General features: G+C 66.4%; 1 protein-coding gene. It reads left to right on the forward strand.

The genetic code is table 11. The features are described 5' to 3' along the window. The coding region (locus BN1136_RS20545) for a malic enzyme-like NAD(P)-binding protein (protein ID WP_043808996.1) at positions 1-295 on the forward strand (295 nt) is incomplete at both ends.

The raw sequence follows: 295 nt of genomic DNA on the forward strand, positions 1-295 counted from the left end.
GCCGGTGGAGTACAAGGGCCAGCGCTACGTCATCGCCCAGTGCAACAACTCCTTCATCTTCCCGGGGATCGGCCTTGGCGTCATCGCCTCCGGTGCCAACCGGGTGACCGATGCCATGCTGATGTCGGCCAGCCGCGCCCTGGCGGACTGCTCCCCCCTGGTGAAGGGAGAGGAGGGCTCTCTGCTGCCGGATCTCGCGGACATCCACCAGGTCTCCCGCTACATCGCCAAGATGGTGGCCAAGACCGCCATGCTGCAGGGCAAGGCGGTGCAGACCCCGGACGAGGTGATCGAC

This window comes from Aeromonas taiwanensis (assembly GCF_000820165.1).
In the GTDB taxonomy this organism is placed as follows: Bacteria; Pseudomonadota; Gammaproteobacteria; order Enterobacterales; family Aeromonadaceae; genus Aeromonas; species Aeromonas taiwanensis.